The following is a 3,203-nucleotide window of genomic DNA, read 5'->3' as shown; positions in this document are numbered from 1 at the left end:
CTCACCCGTCGACTCGTGCTCCGTCAGCTCGAGCGCGAGAAGCAGGAGTTCCTCGGCGCGGTGCAGCGAGTGCCCGCGGATTCCGACGGAGGCCGCGCGCTGCGGATGCGGTTGCGCGACATCGATGCGGAGCGTCAGCGCTTCGCCGAGTCGTAACCCCGACCGGCATCGCGCAGAGGGCAGGATGGAGTCATGTCCCGCAGGCCCGAATCCACGAACGCGATCGATTGCTCTGATCTGGTGATCGACCGCATCGGCCACGGGATGCCGACGCGTGCCGTCGACGGCGTCACCTTCTCGCTCGCGCCCGGCGGTCTGATCTGCGTCGCTGGGCCCACCGGCTCCGGCAAGTCGACGCTGGTCGCCGCCCTCGCCGGCTCCACCGATCCCTCGGTCAAGGTCGTCGGAGGGAGGGCCCAGGTGTGCGGCGTCGATGTGCGCCGGCCTGGCCGCAAGCACCGGATCCTCACCTATCGCACCGGATTCGTACCGCAGGGTGCGGGCGCCGACCTGCCGCCGCGGCTCACCGTGAACGAGGTGATCGCGGAGCCGATCCTCATCCGCGAGCGTCGGGTGAACACGAAGGCGCTCTCGATCCGTGTGGCGACGCTGCTGGACGAGCTGCACCTGCCCCTCGGCACGGCGGCGAAGTTCCCCTATGAGCTCAGTGCCGGCATGCGTCAGCGTGTGGCGATCGCCCGGTCGTTCGTCTTGGAGCCGAAGGTGCTCATCGCCGACGAGGTGCTCGCGAACCTCGACCTCGAGGTGCGGCCGGTCGTCTTCGATGCGATCACCCGTCGCCGCAAGGAGCAGTCGATGGCCGCTCTCCTGGTGACCAACGACGCCGACTTCATCCGCGAGCTGAATGCCGAGACGTTGATGCTCCGCAGTGGGCACGTGGTCGCCCGTGGCGTGGGCAAGGATCTGCTCTGGGTGCCGAACGCGGAGTCGGATTCGCGGCACTGAGTCCGACACGCCCGGCATCCCCGAACGGCGCCTCGGTGTCGTGAACACCTCCCGGAGTTTGCTAAGCTTGTCGAGTTGCCCGCTCAGCGGTGCACATTCCTCGGTAGCTCAATTGGCAGAGCAGCCGGCTGTTAACCGGCAGGTTCTTGGTTCGAGTCCAAGCCGGGGAGCCAATAGAAGGCCCGGAATTACTGAGCAAAATCAGTGTCCGGGCCTTCTCCTTTTCCCGCCTACGTACGCTGGTCAGCGCGAAATCAGCGCTCCTCCTTACCCAGTTGTCGGCAGGGTCGGCCAAGATGGTGATGTGGCTTGGAAACGACGTGGCGCAGATCCAGCGGAGCTTGAAGCTCTGCACCCGGGCGTGCCCTCATGGATGGAAAGACAACTTCTAGCTTGGGCAACGTATGTCGGCGCGGAGGAGTACCTCAACGACTGGGGAAACGTAGAGAAGCGCCCACGAGTGTCCATTCTCATGGACTATGAAACAGCGGTGCGGCGCAAGAAATCCCTTGTCGACGGGTATCGCTCGGGCGGAGCAGCTTACCTGCTCTCGTCGATGGGATCCGCCGAGTTTCTCGACTTCATCGACTACCTGGTTTACGTCGCTTCGCAGAGGTCAGACGCAGAGACAGTTCTCGGACTCCTCGAACAGATCCTGAGTGAGAGCGGATCTGAGTGGACAATCGCCGAGCGTGATGGAAATGCGGCGCTCGAGAAGCGGGTGCCTGAGGGTGTAGCCATGGCCGCAACGGAGGTCATCCAGGGTTCGAGTTCAGCGGGGACTTTGCTCGCCGAAGCGTGGCACGCCGCGTTCGGCAAAGACCCCGATCCCGAAGAGGCCTATGAAAAGTCGATCAAGGCGGTCGAGGAGGCGGGAGTACACGTTGTGACACCGAAGGACTCCAAGTCGACTCTCGGGAAGATGATTAGCGTGATGAAGGGACAGAAGGACTGGAAGCTCGATCTGCCGACACCGGACGCGGATGTTCCGGTGAAGATGGCCGAGGCGCTCTGGGTCGGCCAGGAACGTCGCCACGGCGGTAACGGCTATCGCAAGCCGACCCAGGCTGAGGCGGAGGCGGCTGTGTTGCTCACCGTGCCGCTTGTGCAGTGGTTTACGTCGGGCGCCCTTGTCAGACGGCCCGGCGCTCCATCGGCGTGACGTTAGACCTTGCGTAGATGTCGTCGAACGGCATCGAAACGATCTCTTCTTCGGGCGCGTGGCCGTAGCGATCCAACGTGAACGCGTAGCTCGCGTGACCCATCCACTCCTGCACCTGCTTGTCTGAGTAGCGCGGCGAGTGGACGAGCGTCGTCGCGTAGAAGTGGCGGAGATCGTGCCAACTGAAGTCTTCCAGCCCGAGCCGCTTCAGCACCGGCTTGAAGTAGTAGCGCTTCAGAGATGCGATGTCGAACGACGGCAAGGCGGTGGTCGACTCCGGCACCGCGGTCAAGCGCATCCGCGCCGCCGTCGACGCCCGGCGCGACGAGAACTTCCTGATCATGGCGCGCACCGACATCGCCGCGGTGGAGGGCCTCGAGGCGGCGAAGGATCGCGCGAAGGCGCTGGCGGATGCCGGGGCCGACGCGATCTTCCCCGAGGCGATGCGGTCGCTTTCGGAGTTCGCCGCGATCCGGGATGCCGTCGACGTGCCGATCCTGGCGAACATGACCGAGTTCGGGAAGTCGGAGCTGTTCTCGGTCGATCAGCTGCGCGACGTCGGGGTGAACATCGTGATCTGGCCGGTGTCGCTGCTGCGCATCGCGATGGGCGCCGCCGGCCGCGCACTCGATACGCTGAACGACGAGGGGCACCTGACCTCGAAGCTCGGCGAGATGCAGCACCGCGCCGACCTCTACGACCTGATCGACTACGAGTCGCACAACCACTTCGACTCGGGAGTGTTCAACTTCACCATCACGAAGGAGTGACCAGATGAGCGAGACCGAGATCAAGAAGGGCCTCGCCGGCGTCGTCGCGGACGTCACGGCGATCAGCAAGGTCAACCCCGAGACCAATAGCCTGCTCTATCGCGGCTATCCGGTGCAGGAGCTCGCCGCCATGCAGCCGTTCGAGGCGGTGGCGTACCTGCTGTGGCACGGCGAGCTTGGTCAAGTCCCCGGTAGTGGTGTAGCCGTTTCGTGATCCTTCGATGCTGGGTCAGGCGCTGAGTTCGAGGATGTTGTCGCTCACCTCCTCGGGTCCGGTGTCGGTGACGAGGGTGAGGCGGGACTTG

General features: G+C 64.5%; 3 protein-coding genes, 1 tRNA gene and 2 pseudogenes. 5 read left to right on the top strand and 1 reads right to left on the bottom strand.

Going from position 1 to position 3,203, the window contains the following annotated elements; genetic code table 11:
• Positions 1-192: 192 nt before the first annotated feature.
• From KZA10_RS10515 to KZA10_RS10505, 3 genes are all read left to right on the top strand, one after another.
• Entirely contained in the window at positions 193-966 is a 774-nt protein-coding gene (locus KZA10_RS10515; protein WP_017830385.1) for an ATP-binding cassette domain-containing protein, read from the top strand.
• A gap of 97 nt (positions 967-1,063) precedes the next feature.
• Positions 1,064-1,139: transfer RNA gene (locus tag KZA10_RS10510), tRNA-Asn, on the top strand.
• Between the two features lie 200 nt (positions 1,140-1,339).
• Positions 1,340-2,128: a hypothetical protein gene (locus KZA10_RS10505; RefSeq protein WP_218682843.1), complete on the top strand. Its 789-nt coding sequence runs from the start codon at positions 1,340-1,342 to the stop codon at positions 2,126-2,128.
• Here the strand turns inward: KZA10_RS10505 and KZA10_RS10500 are convergent.
• The gene (locus KZA10_RS10500) at positions 2,100-2,426 is read right to left on the bottom strand and encodes a tyrosine-type recombinase/integrase (protein ID WP_256934700.1); all 327 of its coding nucleotides are present in this window, start codon (positions 2,424-2,426) and stop codon (positions 2,100-2,102) included. The genes KZA10_RS10505 and KZA10_RS10500 overlap by 29 nt on opposite strands.
• Here KZA10_RS10500 and KZA10_RS10495 point away from each other — a divergent pair.
• Both KZA10_RS10495 and KZA10_RS10490 read left to right on the top strand, forming a co-directional pair.
• Positions 2,383-2,898 (top strand): annotated as a pseudogene (locus KZA10_RS10495) (oxaloacetate decarboxylase); the annotation flags it as partial. The gene KZA10_RS10500 and the pseudogene KZA10_RS10495 overlap by 44 nt on opposite strands.
• A gap of 4 nt (positions 2,899-2,902) precedes the next feature.
• Positions 2,903-3,076, top strand: a pseudogene (locus tag KZA10_RS10490) (citrate/2-methylcitrate synthase); the annotation flags it as partial.
• Between the last annotated feature and the right edge of the window lie 127 nt (positions 3,077-3,203).

Source organism: Microbacterium sp. BF1, from assembly GCF_019279095.1.
Taxonomy (GTDB): Bacteria; Actinomycetota; Actinomycetes; order Actinomycetales; family Microbacteriaceae; genus Microbacterium; species Microbacterium maritypicum.
This window is presented reverse-complemented; position numbering and strand designations above follow the sequence as displayed.